General features: G+C 36.4%; 20 protein-coding genes, 2 tRNA genes and 1 pseudogene. 2 read left to right on the top strand and 21 right to left on the bottom strand.

Annotated elements, in window-relative coordinates; all coding sequences use genetic code 11:
• Positions 1 to 7 precede the first annotated feature (7 nt).
• From ACW2QC_RS10285 to ACW2QC_RS10215, 15 genes are all read right to left on the bottom strand, one after another.
• The gene (locus tag ACW2QC_RS10285; protein WP_457543878.1) at positions 8 to 670 is read right to left on the bottom strand and encodes an amino acid ABC transporter permease; all 663 of its coding nucleotides are present in this window, start codon (positions 668 to 670) and stop codon (positions 8 to 10) included.
• A gap of 69 nt (positions 671 to 739) precedes the next feature.
• Complete coding sequence (locus ACW2QC_RS10280; protein WP_457543877.1) at positions 740 to 1,564, bottom strand: transporter substrate-binding domain-containing protein; 825 nt, start codon at positions 1,562 to 1,564, stop codon at positions 740 to 742.
• 273 nt (positions 1,565 to 1,837) lie between these two features.
• Entirely contained in the window at positions 1,838 to 2,425 is a 588-nt protein-coding gene (gene yihA, locus ACW2QC_RS10275) for a ribosome biogenesis GTP-binding protein YihA/YsxC (RefSeq protein ID WP_457543876.1), read from the bottom strand.
• Positions 2,422 to 4,743: an endopeptidase La gene (gene lon, locus ACW2QC_RS10270; protein WP_457543875.1), complete on the bottom strand. Its 2,322-nt coding sequence runs from the start codon at positions 4,741 to 4,743 to the stop codon at positions 2,422 to 2,424. Before lon ends, yihA begins: the two co-directional genes overlap by 4 nt.
• 545 nt (positions 4,744 to 5,288) lie before the next feature.
• Positions 5,289 to 6,566, bottom strand: coding sequence for an ATP-dependent protease ATP-binding subunit ClpX (clpX, locus tag ACW2QC_RS10265; protein ID WP_457543874.1), 1,278 nt, complete (start codon positions 6,564 to 6,566; stop codon positions 5,289 to 5,291).
• 386 nt (positions 6,567 to 6,952) lie between these two features.
• Positions 6,953 to 8,239, bottom strand: coding sequence for a trigger factor (gene tig, locus ACW2QC_RS10260; protein ID WP_457543873.1), 1,287 nt, complete (start codon positions 8,237 to 8,239; stop codon positions 6,953 to 6,955).
• Between the two features lie 144 nt (positions 8,240 to 8,383).
• The gene (locus ACW2QC_RS10255; protein WP_457543872.1) at positions 8,384 to 9,361 is read right to left on the bottom strand and encodes a tetratricopeptide repeat protein; all 978 of its coding nucleotides are present in this window, start codon (positions 9,359 to 9,361) and stop codon (positions 8,384 to 8,386) included.
• Between the two features lie 147 nt (positions 9,362 to 9,508).
• A tRNA-Arg gene (locus ACW2QC_RS10250) sits at positions 9,509 to 9,582 on the bottom strand.
• A 14-nt stretch (positions 9,583 to 9,596) separates the two neighbouring features.
• Positions 9,597 to 9,670 (bottom strand) — tRNA-Gly (locus tag ACW2QC_RS10245).
• Between the two features lie 203 nt (positions 9,671 to 9,873).
• Positions 9,874 to 10,392 (bottom strand): metallophosphoesterase family protein, encoded by a 519-nt coding sequence (locus ACW2QC_RS10240; protein ID WP_457543871.1) that lies wholly within the window; start codon positions 10,390 to 10,392, stop codon positions 9,874 to 9,876.
• Between the two features lie 90 nt (positions 10,393 to 10,482).
• The gene (locus ACW2QC_RS10235) at positions 10,483 to 11,073 is read right to left on the bottom strand and encodes an XTP/dITP diphosphatase (protein WP_457543870.1); all 591 of its coding nucleotides are present in this window, start codon (positions 11,071 to 11,073) and stop codon (positions 10,483 to 10,485) included.
• A complete protein-coding gene (gene rph, locus ACW2QC_RS10230; RefSeq protein ID WP_457543869.1) occupies positions 11,070 to 11,843 on the bottom strand; it encodes a ribonuclease PH in 774 nt (257 codons plus the stop codon). Before rph ends, ACW2QC_RS10235 begins: the two co-directional genes overlap by 4 nt.
• 144 nt (positions 11,844 to 11,987) lie before the next feature.
• The gene (locus tag ACW2QC_RS10225) at positions 11,988 to 13,073 is read right to left on the bottom strand and encodes a GerMN domain-containing protein (RefSeq protein ID WP_457543868.1); all 1,086 of its coding nucleotides are present in this window, start codon (positions 13,071 to 13,073) and stop codon (positions 11,988 to 11,990) included.
• A gap of 102 nt (positions 13,074 to 13,175) precedes the next feature.
• The gene (gene racE, locus ACW2QC_RS10220; protein WP_457543867.1) at positions 13,176 to 13,991 is read right to left on the bottom strand and encodes a glutamate racemase; all 816 of its coding nucleotides are present in this window, start codon (positions 13,989 to 13,991) and stop codon (positions 13,176 to 13,178) included.
• Between the two features lie 21 nt (positions 13,992 to 14,012).
• Complete coding sequence (locus tag ACW2QC_RS10215; RefSeq protein ID WP_457543866.1) at positions 14,013 to 14,465, bottom strand: MarR family winged helix-turn-helix transcriptional regulator; 453 nt, start codon at positions 14,463 to 14,465, stop codon at positions 14,013 to 14,015.
• A 264-nt stretch (positions 14,466 to 14,729) separates the two neighbouring features.
• On the opposite strand from ACW2QC_RS10215, the gene ACW2QC_RS10210 reads away from it, so the two are divergent.
• A complete protein-coding gene (locus tag ACW2QC_RS10210; RefSeq protein ID WP_010651078.1) occupies positions 14,730 to 14,954 on the top strand; it encodes a helix-turn-helix domain-containing protein in 225 nt (74 codons plus the stop codon).
• A 40-nt stretch (positions 14,955 to 14,994) separates the two neighbouring features.
• Here ACW2QC_RS10210 and ACW2QC_RS10205 read toward each other — a convergent pair.
• From ACW2QC_RS10205 to ACW2QC_RS10190, 4 genes and pseudogenes are all read right to left on the bottom strand, one after another.
• Positions 14,995 to 15,439: pseudogene (locus ACW2QC_RS10205) on the bottom strand (acyl-CoA thioesterase).
• Between the two features lie 159 nt (positions 15,440 to 15,598).
• A complete protein-coding gene (sdhB, locus tag ACW2QC_RS10200; RefSeq protein WP_457543865.1) occupies positions 15,599 to 16,363 on the bottom strand; it encodes a succinate dehydrogenase iron-sulfur subunit in 765 nt (254 codons plus the stop codon).
• A 16-nt stretch (positions 16,364 to 16,379) separates the two neighbouring features.
• A complete protein-coding gene (gene sdhA, locus ACW2QC_RS10195) occupies positions 16,380 to 18,131 on the bottom strand; it encodes a succinate dehydrogenase flavoprotein subunit (protein WP_457543864.1) in 1,752 nt (583 codons plus the stop codon).
• Positions 18,132 to 18,159: 28 nt separating this feature from the next.
• Positions 18,160 to 18,780 carry a succinate dehydrogenase cytochrome b558 subunit gene (locus ACW2QC_RS10190; protein ID WP_457543863.1) on the bottom strand — a complete coding sequence of 207 codons (621 nt, stop codon included), beginning with the start codon at positions 18,778 to 18,780 and terminating at the stop codon, positions 18,160 to 18,162.
• Between the two features lie 367 nt (positions 18,781 to 19,147).
• Between ACW2QC_RS10190 and ACW2QC_RS10185 the strand changes: the two genes are divergently transcribed.
• Positions 19,148 to 19,582 carry a YslB family protein gene (locus ACW2QC_RS10185; RefSeq protein ID WP_457543862.1) on the top strand — a complete coding sequence of 145 codons (435 nt, stop codon included), beginning with the start codon at positions 19,148 to 19,150 and terminating at the stop codon, positions 19,580 to 19,582.
• A gap of 48 nt (positions 19,583 to 19,630) precedes the next feature.
• Here ACW2QC_RS10185 and uvrC read toward each other — a convergent pair whose 3' ends face one another.
• Entirely contained in the window at positions 19,631 to 21,412 is a 1,782-nt protein-coding gene (uvrC, locus tag ACW2QC_RS10180; protein WP_457543861.1) for an excinuclease ABC subunit UvrC, read from the bottom strand.
• A gap of 155 nt (positions 21,413 to 21,567) precedes the next feature.
• Positions 21,568 to 21,882, bottom strand: coding sequence for a thioredoxin (gene trxA, locus ACW2QC_RS10175; protein WP_457543860.1), 315 nt, complete (start codon positions 21,880 to 21,882; stop codon positions 21,568 to 21,570).
• Positions 21,883 to 21,911 lie beyond the last annotated feature (29 nt).

Genomic DNA, 21,911 nt, shown 5'->3' with positions numbered 1-21,911 from the left:
TCCTCGCTTAATCACTTTCAGCCATCTTTTTCTCAAGCATGTTAACTAATACAGTTAGTACCAATACGATAATTAAGTAATAAATTGCTACGGTAAAATAATAAGGAAGGTAGTCAAAGTTGTTAGATCCTTGAGTACTAGCAACACCAAACAACTCCTGCATACCAATAAAGGAGACAAGTGAGGAATCCTTTATACCAATAATGAATTGGTTACCAAGTGATGGGACTGCACGGCGGAATGCCTGAGGTAAAATAATCCGTCGCATCGTTAGCCCTGTAGTCATCCCCAGTGATCGGCCAGCTTCTGTTTGGCCTTTATCGATTGATTGTATTGCTCCACGGATAATCTCGGCTATGTATGCTCCACTATGAAAGGCAAGTCCAGCTACACCAGCCCAAAACTTATCAAGGAGAACTATTTCCGTTAAACCATAGTAAAGAATAAATATTTGTACAATAAGTGGTGTACCTCGGACAAGCCAGATATATGCATCGGCAATCCATTGCAAAACGTTAACATTAGAAATCTTTAATATTGCAAAAAATAGTCCGATTATAAAGGCGATTAATAATGATGCCACAGATAACTTGATTGTAATCCAAAACCCGTTTAAAAATAAGTCAAAGCTATTCATAAATACATCAAAAAAGTGTGTAATTGCAGTCAACGAATTCAACTCCTTAAAGGGACAAATGTGCACAAATTATGTGCACATTTGCTTTAGTAGTGGTAGCTATTAATTCAATTCTTCAGGTTCTTCTGTAATGTCAACACCAACCCATTCCATAGCTAATTCTTTCAATTCGCCGCTTTCTTTCATTTCTTTTAATGCTTCATTTACCGCTTCTTGTAACTTATCATTATCTTTAGCAACTGCTACTGCTTGTTCACTGACACCAAGCTGGCCTCTATTCTCAATCTCTAATCCATTATCAATTGCCGTTTGTCCTGTAATCGAGTCCGTAATTACTGCATCATGGTGCCCTTTAGCTAACGATTGAAGTGCTACTACATCACTATCAACTTGTGGAATATTTTCTGTGTATTTTTGCGCCATTTCCACGTATGTGGATCCCCTAGATACGGAAATCTCTTTACCTTCCAGATCATCAGCTGCTTGAATATCACTATCAGGTCTTGTATAAATTACTGGCCCGGAATAATAATATGCTTCTGAAAAATCAACCTGTTTCAGTCGCTTATCCGTAATCGTGTGACTTGCAACTGCAATGTCATACCGCCCTTGCTTTACACCGGTAACAATACCAGAAAATTTGGCTTTTTGTTGAACAGGTTCCAGATCTAATTTATCAGCAATTGCTTCAGCAACCGCAATATCATAACCAATCATTTTTCCATCTTCCATATAACTAAATGGTTTAAATTCACCTGATGCTGCAAATGTAAGCTTTCCATCTTCAATGAGGTCATACGTTTCACTACTTTTACTATTGTCATCATTTTCATTTGTTGAATCCTCTGAAGAAGTTTCATCTGAACCGCATGCAGTTAACAAAAACAAAAATAATGCGAAAAATACCGTAATTTTCAGTTTTTTCATAAACTAACCATCCCCTCGAATAAGTAGTTGAAATAAAATAATACAAGCATTTATATTCTAAATTATAGCAATAATCTAAATCATGTCCTAACCGTATCCTTACCTATATAATCATGTACAAGAACGTTTCTATTTATCTCGTATATATAACTACCACATCCTTATATATACAGGAAAATGCGCGCTAATACTTAAGAATGCTTTTGATTTTCAGAATAAAAAATCTAAAAAGGCTATCCACTGGGGTACCTTAATTCCCCGTGGACAGCCCTTTTAGTTATTTATATATGATTTCAAAATCCCCCATGCTTCATCTTTGCCCTCGCCGGTTTCAGCGGAAAATGGTAAAACAATATCATTTGTTTCTACCTGTAATGTTTGGATTGTCCGCTGCAAATATTTCGCTCTTTTGCCTTTGGGGATTTTATCAAGCTTTGTTGCAATCACAACAACTGGGAGCTCATAGTGTTTCAAAAAGTCGTACATTAATACATCATCTTCCGTTGGTTCATGACGAATATCGGTTATTAACAACACAGCCTGTAGAGTGTCTCTAGTCTCAAAGTATTCCTCCATCATGCCGCCCCATTTTTCTCGTTCCTTTTTGGACACCTTAGCATAGCCATATCCGGGAACATCAACAAAATAAAACATCTCATTAATCTTATAAAAATTCAGTGTTTGCGTCTTACCAGGTTTAGACGATGTTCGTGCCAAATTTTTCCTATTAATTAACTTATTAATGAATGATGACTTCCCAACATTGGAACGGCCAGCAAGTGCTATTTCTGGCAACTGATCGCCGGGATATTGTTTTTTACTTACAGCACTAATAACAATTTCTGCATTGGTTACTTTCATGATTTTCCCCCAACAAGTGCATGCTTTAATACGGTATCTAAATGATCAACAGGTATAAATGTTAAATCGTTACGTACACTTTCCGGGATATCATCAATATCCTTTTTATTTTCTGCCGGCATGATAATGGTTGTAATGCCTGCCCTATGTGCACTTAATGATTTTTCCTTTAAACCGCCAATTGGTAGAACACGACCACGTAATGTTAATTCCCCAGTCATGGCTACCTCTTTTTTCACGGCCTTTCCTGATAGTGCAGAAACAAGAGCCGTTGCCATCGTAATTCCGGCTGATGGACCATCTTTTGGTACAGCCCCTTCTGGAACGTGAATATGAATATCATATTTCTCATAAAAATCTGGTTCAATCTGGAGTTCTTCCGCTCTCGAACGTATATAACTAAACGCAGCCTGAGCAGACTCTCGCATGACATCTCCTAATTTACCCGTCAGTGTCAGCTTTCCTTTGCCAGGATAATGTGAAACCTCGATTGATAAAGTGTCTCCGCCTGCTGTCGTATATGCTAGACCAGTTGCTGCACCTACTTGATCCTCTGATTCCATTTGTCCATAACGAAAGATTGTTTTTCCAAGGAATTCTTCTATATTTTTTTCCGTAATAATAACCCGCTTTTTATCCTCGGAAATGATCACTTTAGCAGCTTTCCGGCACAGTTTTGCTATTTGTCGCTCAAGTCCTCGAACTCCAGCTTCACGCGTATACTGACGAATTAATTTCAATAATGCATCATCACGTATTTGCAGGTTCCCCCGCTTTAATCCGTTTTCGTTCAATTGTTTCTGCAATAAATGCTCTTTCGCAATATGCAATTTCTCTACTTCTGTATAACCAGCAATTGATATTAATTCCATTCGATCTAGTAATGGTCCTGGTATATTATTTACATAATTGGCGGTAGCAATGAATAACACATTCGACAAATCATATGTCTCTTCAATAAAATGATCACTAAAATTACTATTTTGCTCAGGGTCTAATACCTCAAGCATTGCAGATGAAGGGTCACCACGAAAATCATTTGACATTTTATCAATTTCATCCAATAAAAACACCGGGTTAATGGTCTCGGCTTTTTTCATTCCTTGAATAATTCTTCCAGGCATTGCACCGATATAAGTTCTTCGATGCCCCCGTATTTCTGCTTCATCCCGAATACCGCCTAATGAAATACGGACAAAATGCCGATTGATTGACTTTGCAATCGACTTAGCTAACGAGGTTTTTCCAACACCTGGAGGGCCAACAAGACAAAGAATCGGTCCTTTAATTGATTCTGTTAATTTTTGCACGGCTAAATACTCTAAAATACGTTCCTTTACTTTATCCAATCCATAATGGTCTTCATCTAAAATCTTGTGCGCTTTTTCAATTTCAATTGTATCATTCGTTTTATTTGCCCATGGAAGAGCCAATAACCATTCTAAGTAGTTTCTGATAACAGTGCTTTCTGCAGAGCTTTGGGGAACTTTTTCATATCTGTCAAGCTCCTTCAATGCTACTTCTTGAATGCGATCCGGCATATCGGAATTCTCAATTTTATCCCGTAGATCACTTACTTCACCACTTTTGCCATCCTTTTCACCAAGCTCGTTTTGAATTGCTTTTAATTGTTCGCGTAAATAATATTCCTTTTGCGTTTTTTCCATCGATGTCTTGACACGTTGCCCTATTTTTTTCTCTAGATCAAGTACTTTTTTCTCGTTGGAAATCAACTCAATTAAATGATTTAAGCGATCCTTAACATTCTCCATTTCAAGAAGATCTTGCTTGTCCTTTAATTTAAGGGATAAATGTGATGCCGTAATGTCAGCAAGTCTTCCTGGTTCATCAATGTCCGAAACCGTTGCAAATGTTTCCTTTGTGATTTTTCGGGAGACTTTTGTATATTGTTCAAATTGCGACAACAATGAGCGCATTAAAGCCTCTTCCTCGTTTGTCTTTCCATGTATGTCTTCTAATTTATTGATTTCAACTGCAAATTCATCTGATTGGTCAACAAAGCGGACAATTTCACCACGGTATAACCCTTCAACAAGTACTCGGATTGTTCCATTTGGTAGCTTAAGCATTTGGTTGACCTTAGCCAACGTGCCTATTCGATAAATATCCGTTGGTTCTGGGTCATCAATACTAACTTTCTTCTGTGCAGCAAGAAAAATAGTCTGATCACCCATCATCGCCTTTTCTAACGCTGCAACTGATTTATCTCTTCCCACATCAAGGTGCAACACCATTGATGGGAAGACAAGTAATCCACGTAACGGTAGGAGGGGAATTTGATTTGTACTGTTTGTCATTATATGTACCTCCACATTTTCTTTAGTATTTGTTCTATGTAATCCTCTTTATCTTCTTAAATTTTATAGAAATCTTATCCATTTGTAAAACAGATAGGAGAAATCAAGCTGTGTTTAGTATTACCTTTTGCTCGTGAACTAAACAAATATTTCACTGTACATTATACATTATGTAAGGCTGTTTTCTAAAAGATTGCGATTGCGATTACTCGCCCTATCGAAAACATTTGTTGCTTTTGCACAATAAATATAGAATGCGATGTTATCTGAGACGATGTATGGTGCTCTTCCACCACTACGGAAATCAACGGAGCACAATACTCCCATATCAATTTCCGCAGCGATGATGAAGCACCAATCAATAAAACACTACGCGCATTTTATATCAATTACGAATTTAAAAAGCAACCACAATCATTACGAAAACGTCTTATGTGAACAAAAAAGAGACTAGCGAAAAAGCATTGATAAACTCCCGCACAATTTACTAAAAGGAAAGGAGTCAATAAGCTTTAAGCTAGTCTCACATTTATATGAGTTTATCGTTAAGCACTTTCTTTAGGAATTTTTTTGTCTCCTTGAGTAACCGTTCCATCATTAAAAACAAGTTTTGGACTGCCATCTTCTTCTGCGACTGTATCCTTTGTAATGACACATTTCTCAATATCTTCACGTGATGGTAGTTCAAACATTACATCCAACATAATACTTTCAATTATGGAACGTAAGCCACGTGCTCCCGTTTTACGCTCAATAGCACTTTTGGCTATTTCAATTAGTGCCTCCTCTTCAAACTCTAACTCAACTTCATCCATTTGGAATAATTTTTCATATTGTTTTACTAAGGCATTCTTCGGTTTAGTCAAGATTTCTACTAATGCTTCTTCATCCAGTGGCTCTAATGCCCCGATTACTGGAAGTCTACCGATAAATTCCGGGATAAGTCCGTAGCGGAGTAGATCTTCAGGTAATACTTTAGATAGTAATTCTCCTTTATCTAAATCCTGCTGACTTTCATTTGAACCAAAACCGATAACTTTTTTGCCAAGTCGGCGTTTAATGATCTGATCAATTCCATCAAATGCTCCACCACATATAAATAAAACATTTGATGTATCGATTTGGATGAATTCTTGATGTGGGTGCTTTCGCCCGCCTTGAGGTGGGACACTTGCTACAGTACCTTCAAGAATTTTCAACAATGCCTGTTGTACACCTTCACCAGAAACATCACGTGTAATCGAAGGGTTCTCTGATTTACGAGCAACTTTATCAATTTCATCGATATAAATAATCCCTTTTTCAGCTTTCTCCACATCGTAGTCAGCAGATTGGATTAATTTTAGCAGAATATTCTCGACATCTTCACCCACATAGCCTGCTTCCGTTAAAGAAGTTGCATCTGCAATTGCAAACGGAACATTAAGAATCCGTGCCAGTGTTTGGGCTAGTAATGTTTTACCACTTCCGGTAGGGCCAATCATCGCAATATTACTTTTAGCCAATTCAACATCATCAGCATTTTTTGGTGCATTAATTCGTTTGTAATGATTATAAACGGCTACTGATAAATTCTTCTTCGCTTTTTCCTGCCCAATCACATAATCATCAAGAATTTCACAAATTTCCTTTGGCTTTGGGACTTCTTTGAATTCCGTTTCTTCTTCTGTACCAAGTTCCTCTTCTACTATTTCTGTACAAAGATCAATACATTCATCACATATATAAACACCAGGCCCAGCCACTAGCTTACGAACTTGATCCTGACTCTTTCCACAAAACGAACATTTTAATTGTCCTTTTTCTTCATTAAATTTAAACATTTCATTTTCACCCCTAAAAGTTCACTTCACTTTGCTCCTAAGATTTATTGCATCGGTTTCAACTTTCTTAGCCAATCATATCAGATCATAAATAGAAAACAAAATAATATCCCTTTTCCAGTACATCATAGAAAAAACAATCTTCACTTTATTTAATCTTTATTTTTTAATTATGGAGAAATTCATAAAAATGTCAAATCATAAGCCAAATATTTTTTAGCTTATTATCACAACAAACTGATCAGTATAATAAAACTAAGCATCAGACAAAAGCGATCACCTAACTTATCTTTATATATTATTAAGTGAAAACAAGGCGCGAAAATTTCGCACCTTGTTTATATCTTGCCTATTTTTAATTGTAATTAAACGTTAATCGTCTGTGATCAAACAGTTTTGCTTTGTTCAACTAAGAAATCGATCGCTTTTTGGAATTTAAGATCTTCTTTTAATGCGTCTGTATTCCCACCTAGCATTTGTTTAAGCTGATCAATATCTGTTCCGTACATAGATGCCATTTTTTCAAGTTCTGCATTTGCGTCTTCATCGGTTACTTCGAGTCCTTCGCTGTTGAAAATAGCTTCCAATGTAAGGTTTGTTTTTACACGTTTTTCTGCATCAGCTTTCATTTGCTCACGCAATGCATTTTCGTCTTGTCCAGAGAATTGGAAGTACATTTCCATTGTCATACCTTGCATTTGCAAGCGTTGCTCAAATTCTTTTAACATACGGTCAAGTTCTGTATCAACCATTGCAGACGGAATGTCAACTTCTGCATTTTCAGAAGCCTTTTCAATTAATGTTTCGCGTTTTTGATTTTCTGCATCTTGTTTCTTTTGTGCTTCTAATTCTTCTTTTTTCTTAGCTTTTAATTCATCTAATGTTTCTACTTCTTCATCAACATCTTTTGCAAATTCATCATCAAGTTCTGGTAGTTCTTTTGTTTTAACTTCATGAATTGTTACTTTAAACGTAGCTTTTTTACCTGCTAATTCCTCTGCATGGTAATCTTCAGGGAATGTTACTTCGATTTCAGTATCTTCTCCTGACTCTTTACCAACTAATTCTTCTTCAAAACCAGGGATGAACTGACCTGAACCTATTTCTAGTGAATGATTTTCACCTTTTCCACCGTCAAAGGCCTCACCATCGATAAATCCTTCAAAATCCATTACAACAGTGTCACCTTGTTCTATTTTTCCTTCTTCTTTGACAATAAGCTCTGCATGATGTTCACGTTGATGTTCTATTTCATGGTCAACATCTTCATCCGTTACTGTTACATCTTGCTCTTCTACTTCAAGTCCTTTATATTCGCCAAGAGTCACTTCTGGTTTAACCGTTACTTTTGCTGTAAAAACAAGATCTTTTCCTTTTTCAATTTCTTCGATATCAACTGCTGGTTGTTCAATCGGTTCAATACCAGTTTCTTCCACTGCCTTCATATAAGCATCAGGCAGAACAATGTCAACTGCATCTTGATAAAGTGCTTCTACGCCAAAACGGTTTTCAAAAATTTTACGAGGAATTTTCCCTTTACGAAATCCAGGAATTTGCACATCTTTGACAACCTTCTTAAATGCTTGATCCAATGCACGATCAAATTCTTCGGCACTAACACTAAACGTTAGTACTCCTTCATTACCCTCTTGTTTTTCCCATTTTGCTGACATACTATTCCCTCCAAAATCTATTATTCCCATTAATTAATTGTTCACAATCATTAATTTTTAAATTACACATTCTATATGTCTTGCAAATTTACAACCATCTTATTATAACATATTTACTAACCCTTTCAAGCATTTACTAATGGTCTATTCATCAATGATCGATAAATATAATGCTTCACACATTTTGATTTCTTCTATGTAATGTAAAGTTTTGTCGTTTTTAACCTCATTATTATCTGGTAGATTCAAATACTGTTTCCCAACAATTATTAAGGCATCGGCAATTGCCGCCACATCCTCACTCGTTGGCATGATTGGATAACGGACATAGGCATATTGATGTAGTATTTTTTCTAGTAAATGAAATAGTGTTGGATTAGTTTGCTCCAACTCGGCGATTAACAAAAATGTTTGTTTAACAACTGTGTGTATGTTTAATTCGGTTATTTCTACTGGGTTTACAGTAAATTGCAAACCTAATTTATGTATATCAAATAATTGGGCAACATTCAATTCCTGTAACCATTGAAAAATAGCTGTTTTTGTAACTGGATGAATCGTATCGTTGGTCAGTAGCGGAGCAATCATTTTTTGTTTTGGCTGTGCCTTTATATTCCGCATATTCTCGACCAATCGCCATTGTTTCATATGATCCTGATTTTCAATTGCTTGCACAAATTCATTTATGTACTTCAACATCTTTTCATCTTTCAATTGATCATTCATTTTTTGACTCATATCATATAACTGTTCAAATTGTTCTCGATATGGACTCGGCACTTTTTCTGTTTGAAATTCATAATCTACTTGTTCCAGAAGCAAATTGTACTGACTTGTCTGGAAAAGCAAGGTTAAATAAATATGTACATATTGAAAATAATTCTCGTCTTTCTGAACAAGTAACTTCTCACACAGATCTTGTGCTTCGTCATAATAAGCTAATTCCATCAAACAAATCAATTTCCCAATTATAATTTCATGGTTATTAACGTGATAATCTAATAACTTGTTTAATTTTTTCAACGCTTCGTCATATCTTTTTTCTTTAAGCGCAATTAAGCTTTCTTCTTCAAGTATTGTTTTCCATTTAGGAAAAAGTATTACATTATTGTTATCATGCATCCCATCACCCCTTTCGTTTATACTATGTTATATTATGATACTGAATATACATACCCGAACGCAATAAAAATGAAACCTTTCTATGTTTCTTTTTTATGTAAAAAAAGAAACCTATCTAAATCAGTATAGGTTTCTCTCGCTCGGTGACGTCCCAGGCAGGATTCGAACCTGCGACCCACAGCTTAGAAGGCTGTTGCTCTATCCTGCTGAGCTACTGGGACATTTTAGTTATGTATGGAGCGGGTGAAGGGAATCGAACCCTCATCATCAGCTTGGAAGGCTGAGGTTTTACCACTAAACTACACCCGCATTTGGATATTAAATCTTATTCACACACTTCATGCCTCTATATTTTCAAATGCATTTAAATCAATGCCATATAGATACTCTTTAAGAGACAAGAATAATTATATCTACTAAGGTCCTTTTTGTCAATACATAAATCAAAAATAGCTGTAAAGGCTTACCAATTCCGGTTGTTCACCAGGCTATTGACAAGCCTTTTACACTGTTTAGAAAGTGGTATGATATGTAAGTTCATCCACTCTTTCTCCATCAATTGTGTAAAAAAATACAGTCACATTATCCTCTGTACTCCATTCCATAAGCGCATATGTCTTTTCTTGCCTACCTTTGGGCAAGCGTATACTTCCTGGATTAATGAACAATTGATCTCCAGATTTCTCCGCTCCAGCAATATGAGTATGACCAAAACAGACAACACGAGCTCCTGTTTCTTGGGCACGATATGATAATGGCATTAAATTTCTTTTTACTTGATACAGATGTCCATGCGTTATATAGACGTTAATATTCGCTATTGTGATAACCTGTTCATCAGGAAATCTAGTGTCAAAATCACAGTTCCCTCCTACTTTAACAAAACCAGCAAGTTCTGGTGCGTCTAAATCCAACTCCGAATCCCCACAATGGATCATATGATCGACTGCAAGTTTTTCTTTTATTTGTTCAATTTCGTTTGTTAAACCATGACTATCACTAATGATTAAAACTTTTGGCAATTCAATCACCTCTTTTAGCGCGTATTCAAAAAGGAGGTATACCGGACTTTTTGAACATCTTCTTTATAATAAAAATAATGACTTCATTCTCTTTATATACTACGTTAAAAATTCAAGCTCTAATTGGGAAATAGCCTTCTTGCGATGACTTATTTTATTCTTTTCATCTGGTGTTAATTGAGCCATTGTGTTCTCATAGCCATCGGGAATAAAAATTGGATCATAACCAAAACCATGTGAACCTTTAGGTGAAAGTGCAATTTTCCCTTCACAGATCCCTTTGTAAAATGTAGTTTGTTGATTTGGTCGGGCAATAGCAAGTACACAAATAAAACGCGCGCATCGCTGATTAAGTGGGACGTTTTCTAATTCTTCTAATACCTTATTAACGTTTGCTTGATCATTCTTTTCCAGTCCAGCATATCTTGCAGAGTAGATGCCTGGTCGTCCATCCAATGCATCTATGATCAATCCTGAATCATCGGCCAGAACGGGAGATTCCATTCTGGTTGCGATAGTTTCTGCCTTTAGAGCAGCATTTTCTTCAAAAGTAGTACCCGTTTCTTCCACATCTGGTATTGTTTCAGGTAGATCCAAGAGCGAAATCGCATCCCAGCCAAATGGATTAAAGAAATCATTGAATTCTTTTGCTTTTCCTTGATTTTTTGTCGCAATAATTATTTGGTTCATCTGCCTACTCCTGGATCATTATTTCGTGCTGTTTCTCCAATTCTATTTGCCAATTCCCCTAATATTTCTTTTTGTTTTTCAATAATTTCCGATAATCCATTCGATGCTAGTCCAAGCATAGCTTGCAATTGGTTCATTGTAAATGTTGCCTCTTCTCCTGTCCCTTGAATTTCGACAAATTCACCGGCACCCGTCATGACAATATTCATATCAACATCTGCTTTTGCATCTTCCTCATAATTCAAATCCAATATTTCTGTCCTGTCAGGTAATACTCCTACAGAGGTTGCTGCTAAGTAATCTGTAACCGGCATTTTTGTCAATGTTTTATTTTCCAAAAGTTTACCAAAAGCTTGTACAACAGCAACAAATGCCCCTGTAATTGACGCAGTTCTTGTTCCACCATCGGCTTGAATGACATCACAATCCACCCAGACTGTGCGTTCCCCAATCTTTTCTAAGTCAACAACTGCTCGTAATGACCTACCAATTAACCGTTGGATTTCCATTGTCCTGCCACTTACTTTACCTTTAGATGATTCACGAATATTCCGTCGGTCAGTGGCCCGAGGCAACATTGCATACTCTGCTGTTATCCAGCCCTTCCCCTGTCCGCGCATAAATGGAGGAACTTTGTCTTCGATGCTTGCATTACATATTACTTTAGTGTCACCAACTTGTATTAAAACGGAACCCTCAGGATGTTTTACAAAATCAGATGTAATGGTAATTGGTCGTAAACTATTTGTATTACGTTGGTCATTTCTCATATAAAAACTCCTCCTTGTATCAACCATTATCGTAACATATTTTTCACTATCGCAACATGATCATACATCAGGGTTGAATTAGAAATCATTCTTTTTTTCTTATACTCAAACAAAAAGGGAGGCTGTACAATCCAGCCACCCATACTATAATTTTTCTGTTGGTGAAACCATTTCCTTTGTCACTGGTTTGTTATATTCTTCCCCATTCTCGTTAAATAGTTTCTCCACATTCTCCACTTTCACTTGAACAGCTTCTACATCTCGCTGTTCCGTCAATGTCCGAACGAGCGTACCCATCACATCATCCGAGATCATCTTTTTATCTGCATCTTCCATAATCTTTTTATTAAAAACTAATTCTAGAACACCACTATCTAGTGTAGGATCGGCAGCTAGTGATACACCCGCATTAAAGACTTGTTTTGCATTGACACTATACCCTGGACCATCAAACAATGAAGTGACAATCGACTGGTAAAGCTCCTCTTCATCTGCTTTTATATGTTCGGTGATTGGGACAAAGTATTTTGAATCATTGTATTCAGTAGGATAATACATGGTTACTGCTTTACTATCAATTAGGTCAATTGTATCTGTATCCGTTAAATTAATACCATTTGCTCTTGAATAACCTTCTCCAATTGGTGTTCCATTTACAGGCATTTCTTCTTGAGGATAGCCATTTATGCGCAACTGGATTCTATCGACACTATCAAATTGTGTTAATGTATATGTCATTGCTTGCAATATTTTCAATTCATTTTTTGCTTCATAGTCCTCAAATTCTTTCGAGACATCTACTATTAACGTGCCATTTTCTTCTAAATCCAATCCCAGAACGTCCGTTCCAACTGGTAGAACTGCTTGAAAACCATTCGGTAATAAATTAGCGACTGGACCATCCTTTACTAAATACTCCAATGCCTGTGCAGCAACTTCTTTTGAATCATTTTTCGGTATTTCTAATGTTTGGGGTGCAACCAATCCATTTGCATCAATCAAAAATAATTGCCGCTCAACCTTTTCTTCAGCTGCATCCTCGGTTTCATCTGCCTTATCTTTTTCATTTGCAGTCTTCCCATCTGACGTTGCATTTTCAAGGTTATTTACTTTTTCCGCATCTTGCGGCGGATCCATTTTCTCTAATGATTGTTCCCCTTCAAAACATCCTGTCAATATGATGGAAATACTCATTATTCCAGTCAAAAGTAATATGCCGCGCTTTTTCATGATTTTCCCTCCTACGATGGTTTGTACTATTATATATACGAGCCCATCGTAAAATTAGACCAATCAATAAAGAAAAAATATCAAAAATATATAATCTTGATATTAACTAATGACTGCTTTTTCAATTGAAACGGTTTTAAAATCAGTTATGGTTGTTTTAAAAATTTCTTTCGCTATTCTACTAAAAATCGCTAAATCCCCTGTCGTATAAAATTGATGATTTGGAATTCGATTACCTCTGTATAACAAATTGTGGAATTCTAAAATTGTACTTGTTTCCCTGGCAGTCTCTTCGCTTGAGGAAATTACAGTTACATTATTACCGATTACTTCTTGAATGGTATTTTTAAGTAACGGATAATGTGTACATCCAAGAATCAACGTATCCATATCGTTTTTTTCTTGTAACGGTTGTAACGCTTCCTCTACGACTTGTTTTGCTTTTTTACCTGCTAGTATTCCTCGCTCTACCATTGGAACAAACATCGGACATGCTAAGGCATTTACATGGATATCTGCACGAATGTCCTTTAAGGCCTCCGGGTATGCATTACTGTTAATTGTCCCTTCTGTTCCAATTACACCAACATGACCATTTTCCGTAGATTTAATCGCTGCCCGCGCCCCAGGCTGAATAACACCTATGACCGGAATTGGTAATTTTTCTTGTAGCTCTGCTAATGTGAAAGCGGTAGCAGTATTACAAGCTACCACCAATATTTTTATCTTTTTTTTCAATAAAAATTCGACCATTTCCCAAGTGAATTTTTTTACTTCTTCTCTTGACCGCGGCCCATATGGGCATCTTAGTGTATCACCTAAATAAATTAATTTTTCTTTTGGTAGCTGACGCATAAGCTCATGCGCAACTGTTAGGCCTCCAACTCCCGAATCAATAACTCCAATTGCCGAATCCAAAAAATCGCCTCATCTTCGCTGTTAGTTTTCGTGTATACTTTTCATTTGTTCATATAATATTGATAATAGCTCGTTTAGGGCACTTGTCTGTTCAAGTGAAACACTTTTTAAAACATCACCTAAATATTCCTGCCGTTTTGCAATAACTTCCTCAATAATTGTTTTTCCTTTTTTTAACACATGTATCCGTACAACACGTCGATCATTAGTATCTCGCTTTCGTTCCACTAGTTTGTTTTTTTCCATCCGATCAACTAAATCTGTTGTCGTACTAAATGCTAAACCGTTTTTTTTAGATAGTTCTCCAATTGTTAAATCACCTTCATCAATCAGCCACTGTAGAGCAATAAATTGCGGTGAGGTGATGGGATAATTCGCTAATATTTTTCGACCATTTTGCTTGATAACACCTGCTATATAACGTAATCTTTTTTCTAAATCAGCGATCGTTTCTGTTGAGATTTCATTTTTCAAGTGGGTTACCTCCCGTACATATGCTCAAACTCTTTTCTTATTTTAACACAAGAATTGCATAAGCGCCCGTTTAGCAACATACAAACTGTTCCTGTATTACATAGGTTGTTGCTATTCTATAACGCTATAACTGTGAATTTAATGAAATAATCCAGAAGTCACTTCAATTTGTGCTCACCGATTACATACATCTTCATAAGCTATTAGTGACTAAATAATTTCCCTTCATTCTGCAGCTCTATGACAGTAAGGAGGGGTTAACATTTGAAGGACAACGAGTATAAACCGAAGCAATTATTAACAAAACGGGAAAAGGAAGTATTCGAACTCTTAGTACAAGACAAAACAACAAAAGAAATTGCCCAGGAACTGTTTATATCTGAGAAGACTGTCCGAAACCATATTTCAAATGCTATGCAAAAATTAGGAGTCAAGGGGCGTTCACAAGCAGTAGTAGAGCTCCTTCGTATGGGGGAATTAAAGCTCTAATAAAAACCGGCTTTTCGCTAAGCGAAAGCCGGTTTTTAGATCAACGTTTCAATTTTTGTTTCATGATATCGGTTAATGCGATTGGTTTACCAGTCTTCGGATGAATATGTACTAATCGTCCTCTTCCAGTCAATGTTATATCACCTTTGTCGTCTAGTGCCATATAATGAATATCAGCAGAAGTATTTCCGACGCTATTCGCTTTTACATATAAGTTTATTTTGTCATTAAAAAACATCTGCTTATGGTAATCACATTGCAAATCTGCAACAACTGGTATGCCATCTTCATTTTGTGCGTTATTGAATAATCCAATGGACTTTAAAAATTCAATACGAGCTTCTTCAAAATAAATAAATAAATGGAGATATATTATTAACATGACCATACATATCAGTCTCAGAGAAACGGATTTTAATTGGAATAAAAAAAGAAAACGCTTCTCTCCACTTTTCCATATCCTCAATGTACGAAATTGATTTCATGCGTTTCTCCTTTCCTATTCTATTTTTTCTAAAAGGGGTTGTACAAATAGTCGCTAAATGTCAACGGTGACTTTTTGTACACTATTTAATTTTACTCTTTAAAAAAGGCCCTTACCATTTAAAGGTAAGGACCATGGTATTTATAAACTTGAAAATTTATTATTGCGCGTTATCACTGCCAAAGAAGTTTTTGAACGCTTGTATATTTGTTGCACGGTTCATTGCTGCGATAGAAGTCGTCAATGGAATACCTTTAGGACATACTTGCACACAGTTTTGTGCGTTTGAACATCCTGATACACCACCGTCTTCCATTAATGCTTCTAACCGTTCACTCTTGTTCATTTCTCCAGTTGGATGCGCATTGTATAGACGTGGTAAAGAAAGTAATGCAGGTCCAATAAAGTCTGATTTATCGTTAACATTTGGACAAGCTTCCAAGCAAACACCACAAGTCATACACTTGGACAATTCATATGCCCATTGGCGTTTTTTCTCAGGCATACGTGGTCCTGGTCCTAAATCATACGTACCATCAATCGGAATCCATGCCTTGATCCGTTTTAAATCATCAAACATACGCTCGCGATCAACAATTAAATCACGAACAACAGGAAATGTACTCATTGGTTCTAAGCGGATTGGTTGTTCTAGCTTATCAACCAATGCTGCGCAAGATTGACGCGCAGTTCCATTAATAACCATTGAACATGCACCACAAACTTCTTCCAAACAGTTCATTTCCCAATAAACTGGTGTCGTTTTCTCCCCATTTGCATTAATCGGATTTTGCCGTATTTCCATCAACCCAGAAATAACATTCATATTTGTTTTATAAGGAATATTAAACGTTTCCTCATAAGGAGCAGAATCTGGGCTGTCTTGTCGAGTTATGATAAATGTAACTGTTTTTTGTTCAGCCATCTTTTATTTTCTCCCCTTAGTGTTTTTTAGAATAATCCCGTAATCTTGGTTCAATTAACGAAGTGTCTACTTCTTCGTAAGAAATCGTTGGAGCGTTGTTTTCTTTGTCAAATTGTGCAATCGTTGTTTTCAACCATTCCTCATCATTACGGTCAGGGAAATCAGGTTTATAGTGTGCACCGCGACTTTCATTACGGTTGTATGCACCCATTGTTATTACACGAGCTAAATGAAGCATATTTTTCAATTGACGTGTGAACATAACACCCTGGTTGCTCCAGCGTGATGTGTCATTAATATTAATGTTGTTCCAGCGCTCTTGTAGTTCCTTAATTTTTTCATTGGTTTCCAGCAATTTATCATTGTAGCGAACTACTGTAACGTTTTCTGTCATCAAATCTCCAAGCTCTTTATGAAGCTGATAAGCATTTTCTTCGCCTTTCATGTTCATAAGCTCTTCAAATTTATCCTGTTCTTCTTTTTGTTTAGCATCAAAAAGTTCAGATGACATATCTTCTACATGTGTGTCAAGTCCATCAATATATTTAATTGCGTTTGGTCCAGCAACTGAACCACCATAAATAGCTGACAGTAATGAGTTAGCACCTAGACGGTTTCCGCCATGTTGTGAATAATCACATTCTCCACAAGCAAAAATCCCTGGAATGCTAGTCATTTGATCAAAGTCTACCCAAAGTCCCCCCATTGAATAGTGAACAGCTGGGAAAATTTTCATTGGAACTTTACGTGGATCATCCCCAACGAATTTTTCATAAATTTCGATGATACCACCAAGTTTAACGTCCAATTCCTTTGGATCTTTATGAGATAAATCAAGGTATACCATATTTTCACCGTTAATACCTAACTTTTGGTTTACACAAACATCAAATATCTCACGTGTTGCGATATCACGAGTTACCAAGTTTCCGTAAGCAGGATATTTTTCCTCTAAGAAGTACCAAGGTTCACCATCTTTATAAGTCCAAATACGACCGCCTTCCCCACGTGCAGATTCACTCATTAATCGTAGTTTATCATCACCAGGAATTGCTGTCGGATGAATTTGGATAAATTCACCATTAGCATATTTTGCACCTTGCTGATACAACGTACTTGCTGCAGATCCTGTATTAATCATAGAATTCGTTGATTTACCAAAGATAATTCCAGGACCACCAGTTGCCATAATGGTTGCATCGGAAGGGAACGATTTAATTTCATGTGATTTAATATTTTGTCCGACAATTCCTTTGCCAACACCTTCGTCATCAAGGATTGCTCCAAGAAACTCCCAGTTTTCATATTTTGTTACCAAACCATCTACTTCATAGCGTCTTACTTGTTCATCTAATGCATACAATAACTGTTGTCCAGTAGTTGCACCTGCATATGCCGTACGATGATGCTCTGTTCCGCCAAAGCGTCGGAAATCAAGTAAACCTTCTGGGGTACGGTTAAACATAACTCCCATCCGGTCAAGCATGTTAATGATACTTGGTGCAGCATCACACATAGCTTTTACAGGCGGCTGGTTTGCCAAAAAGTCGCCACCGTATACTGTATCATCAAAGTGTCTCCAGGTTGAATCCCCTTCACCTTTTGTATTAACGGCACCATTTATACCGCCTTGGGCACATACAGAGTGAGAACGTTTTACAGGTACGAGAGAAAATAAATCTACACGTACACCTGCTTCAGCTGCTTTTATTGTTGCCATAAGACCAGCCAGACCACCGCCGACAACAATGACTTTGCGATTACTCATAATTAAAACTCACTCCCTGTTAATTGTCTTAAACTCCATAAGCAAATGTAATTAAAGCGCGTACACCGATATAACTAATTAGTAAAAATACGATCAGTGTAGCATATGTAGCAATTTTTTGTGACCTTGGTGATTGTGTAATACCCCATGACACCAAAAAGCTCCACAATCCGTTTGCGAAATGGAATGTAGTTGAAATAACACCCACAATATAAAACCAGAACATTGCAGGATTTGTTAAAATGCCTTCCATCAGATTAAAATCTAATGTTGCATTGCCAAGCCAGATTTGGATACGTGTTTCCCAAACATGCCATGCAATGAAAATCAGTGTAATAATTCCACTTACACGTTGCAACAAATACATCCAATTTCGAAAATAACCATATCTTTTCGTATTACTTTTTGTTACAAATACAATATATACCCCTAATATTGCATGAAACAAAATTGGCAGATAAATGACTACTATTTCCAATACAATCAAGAATGGCAGACTTTCCATAAACCCAGCTGCATCGTTAAAGCTTTCTGCTCCATACACAGCAAAATGGTTCACCACTAAGTGAACAATCAAGAATAACCCGATTGGAATTACTCCTAATAGTGAGTGAAGTCTGCGATAACCAAACTCGCGTTGTTCCGCCATGTGTTACCCCCCTTAAGTTATGTAATATTATTTTGTTTTGCACTTGTTTCTAAACAGTAATGCCATTGTTTATTAGTTGTTCCCTTTTACTGCCTAAAAATGTACAATTTGTGACACATTTATTGTACTTCTATCTACAATAAGCGTCAAGAAAACAAGCTATAAATTTTTACAACTGTGATTATTTGCGTGTATTTGGTTATATGCAGCTTGTTTTTTAGATAGAAAACATTCAAAAGGAATAGAAAAAGAAAAAATGGACCCTTGCGCAACTCCATAATTAAATGGATAATAAAAATAAATGATTCTCATCAAATCTATTGGGTGCAAAATAGATCGCTTTTTTTAGACAGAAAGGATGACATCAATGGCAAAGGATCAAAATTCACTATCCATTACTCTACTTGACGAGTTGCAATCTTCTGGTGCTGGATATAATGTGTTAAGATACATAAGCTTACCTGAATTATTAGGCTCCGAGGCAAATACACTCCTCTATTTCATAGGAAAAAATTTGGCTCGAAAACTTGAAATACAATCACTGGAAGATGTCTATCAGATTTTTGAAAAATTAGGATGGGGCAGGTTGGAACTGGTAAAAGAAAAAAGAAAAGAACTTATTTTTAATCTTATGGCTGATTCAGTTGCAAACCGCTTAAATGCCCCATTTCCTACTGAATTCCGTATTGAAGCAGGCTTTCTTGCAGAATCACTTCAGTTGATTAAAGGTATATCATGTGAATGCCTGGAAGAAATCAACAAGAAAATCCTTCAGGTTGAATTTTCCATAATTTATACATGAAAGAAATTTGTAAACAGACGAAAGGTACTGTTCTATGAAATACAGTACCTACTTTTCTTCTTCATTTAAGTGCGTAATAATTTGTTCCGCAGTATTTTTGGGTATACCAAGTTTTGTTAAATCCTCAAGTGATGCCTGTTTAATTTCTCCAACTGATTTAAAATGAGTTAGCAGCAAACGCCTTCTCTTTTCACCTACACCTGGTATTTTGTCCAACTCAGATTGAACCAAGTTTTTCCCACGAAGCTGGCGATGAAACGAAATCGCAAATCGGTGAACCTCATCCTGAATTCTCTGTACGAGGTAAAATTCCTGTGATTGTCTAGATAAAGGAACTACGGCTGGTGGAAAACCATACAACAATTCACTTGTTTTATGTTTATCATCTTTTGCCAACCCACACAAAGGAATATCCAATCCCAATTCATTCTCCAACACATCTAAAGCAGCACTCATCTGCCCTTTACCTCCATCGACAATAATTAAATCAGGAAGCGGTAATTTATCTTTTAAAACACGTGAATAACGCCGACGAATAACTTCCCTCATAGTCTCATAATCATCTGGACCTTCAACATTTTTTATCTTATATTTCCGATAGTCTTTTTTATTTGCGCGACCATCAATGAACACGATCATCGCTGAAACTGGGTCAGTCCCTTGAATGTTGGAATTATCAAACGCTTCTATCCGGTGAGGTGTTTCAACATTTAAAATCTCTCCCAATTGTTCGACTGCTTTAATTGTTCTGGACTCATCACGTTCAATCAATGAGAATTTTTCTTTCAAGGAAATGCCGGCATTTTTTGTTGCTAATTCCACTAGCTCTTTTTTTCTGCCACGTAATGGTACATGAACATCAATTTCTAAAAGTTTTTTTAATAAATCTGTATCACTACCAACAGGAACTAAAATTTGCTTTGGTTTGGGGTGATTCTGATGTAGATAAAACCTACCAATATAACTAATAAATGTTTCCTCTGGTTCATCGAAAAATGGAAAAACGGACACATCTCGTTCGATAAGTTTTCCTTGTCTTACAAAAAAGACTTGAATACACATCCAACCTTTATCAAAACTATACCCAAATATATCACGGTTCACTTGATCATTTAAGGTGATTTTCTGTTGTTCCATCACGGCCTCAATATGATGAATTTGATCGCGCATTTCTTTTGCCCGTTCAAAATTCAACTGTTCACTCGCCTCTAACATTTTACGATTGAGGTCATTTTTTATTTTCTTATGACCACCATTTAAGAAAGAGGTAATGCTTTGGACAATCTCTTTATATGTTTCCTCAGATGGAGGAGTTTCCGAGCATGCTAGACATTGGCCCATATGGTAATATAGACAAAAACGGCCAGACGGGTTATTACATTTTCTCAATGGATATAATCGGTCGAGCAGTTTTTTCGTCTCTCTTGCCGCTAATACATTGGGATAGGGGCCAAAATATTTCCCTTTGTCCTTTTTAACTTTCCGTGTAATAAGTAAGCGCGGATGCCGTTCATGTGTAATTTTTAAATATGGATATGTTTTATCATCTTTCAACAAGACATTGTATTTAGGATCATACTTCTTGATTAGATTCATTTCCAAAATAAGTGCCTCGATTTCCGATGACGTCACAATGTACTCAAAGTCCTCAATTTCTTGAACCAACCGCTGTGTTTTTCGATCGTTTGCTCCTGTGAAATAGGATCGAACTCGATTTTTTAATAATTTTGATTTTCCAACATAAATAACTGTATTCTGTCTATCTTTCATTAAGTAGCAACCTGGTAATGCTGGGAGAACAGCTAATTTTTCTTTAATTATTTGATTCAAAATATCCCCCCCTCTTTATAAACACCTAATACAAATCAGTATAACGAAAGATAATCCCTTGCCACAATCGTAACAAGGGATTTTCCATAGTATTAATCATTATTTTGTGGACACATTACAAAATGCCCAGTTTCAACATCACCTAATTTGCCTAATTATGCATGTTTATTGATTAGTTCAACCAATGCTTCTTTTGGCTGAAAACCAATTACTTGGTCTACAACATTTCCATCTTTAAACAACAATAATGTTGGGATACTCATAACGCCATACTTACCAGCTGTTTCCTGATTTTCATCTACGTCAAGTTTTACAATTTGTACTTTTTCGCTCATTTCGCCATCAATTTCTTCTAACACTGGTGCAATCATTTTACAAGGTCCACACCATGGCGCCCAGAAATCAGCTAAAACCAAGCCTTCAGCAGTTTCCTTTGCGAAATTTTGATCTGTTACATGTGAAATTGCCATATATATTTTCCTCCTCAATTAATCATTAA

The sequence above is a fragment of the Virgibacillus sp. FSP13 genome (assembly GCF_054048505.1).
The sequence above is the reverse complement of the archived record's forward strand: the minus strand, read 5'-3'. Positions and strand labels throughout refer to the sequence as shown.

What these genes read in the sequence shown, in the direction of transcription:
- ACW2QC_RS10280 (WP_457543877.1), bottom strand. Translation starts at nt 1,564, where the DNA reads ATGAAAAAACTGAAAATTACGGTATTTTTCGCATTATTTTTGTTTTTG.
- ACW2QC_RS10225 (WP_457543868.1), bottom strand. Translation starts at nt 13,073, where the DNA reads ATGAAAAAGCGCGGCATATTACTTTTGACTGGAATAATGAGTATTTCC.
- sdhB (WP_457543865.1), bottom strand. Translation starts at nt 16,363, where the DNA reads ATGGCTGAACAAAAAACAGTTACATTTATCATAACTCGACAAGACAGC.
- sdhA (WP_457543864.1), bottom strand. Translation starts at nt 18,131, where the DNA reads ATGAGTAATCGCAAAGTCATTGTTGTCGGCGGTGGTCTGGCTGGTCTT.
- lon (WP_457543875.1), bottom strand. Translation starts at nt 4,743, where the DNA reads ATGACAAACAGTACAAATCAAATTCCCCTCCTACCGTTACGTGGATTA.
- yihA (WP_457543876.1), bottom strand. Translation starts at nt 2,425, where the DNA reads ATGAAAGTAACCAATGCAGAAATTGTTATTAGTGCTGTAAGTAAAAAA.
- clpX (WP_457543874.1), bottom strand. Translation starts at nt 6,566, where the DNA reads ATGTTTAAATTTAATGAAGAAAAAGGACAATTAAAATGTTCGTTTTGT.
- rph (WP_457543869.1), bottom strand. Translation starts at nt 11,843, where the DNA reads ATGAGAAATGACCAACGTAATACAAATAGTTTACGACCAATTACCATT.
- ACW2QC_RS10185 (WP_457543862.1), top strand. Translation starts at nt 19,148, where the DNA reads ATGGCAAAGGATCAAAATTCACTATCCATTACTCTACTTGACGAGTTG.
- ACW2QC_RS10235 (WP_457543870.1), bottom strand. Translation starts at nt 11,073, where the DNA reads ATGAACCAAATAATTATTGCGACAAAAAATCAAGGAAAAGCAAAAGAA.
- ACW2QC_RS10190 (WP_457543863.1), bottom strand. Translation starts at nt 18,780, where the DNA reads ATGGCGGAACAACGCGAGTTTGGTTATCGCAGACTTCACTCACTATTA.
- tig (WP_457543873.1), bottom strand. Translation starts at nt 8,239, where the DNA reads ATGTCAGCAAAATGGGAAAAACAAGAGGGTAATGAAGGAGTACTAACG.
- ACW2QC_RS10255 (WP_457543872.1), bottom strand. Translation starts at nt 9,361, where the DNA reads ATGCATGATAACAATAATGTAATACTTTTTCCTAAATGGAAAACAATA.
- trxA (WP_457543860.1), bottom strand. Translation starts at nt 21,882, where the DNA reads ATGGCAATTTCACATGTAACAGATCAAAATTTCGCAAAGGAAACTGCT.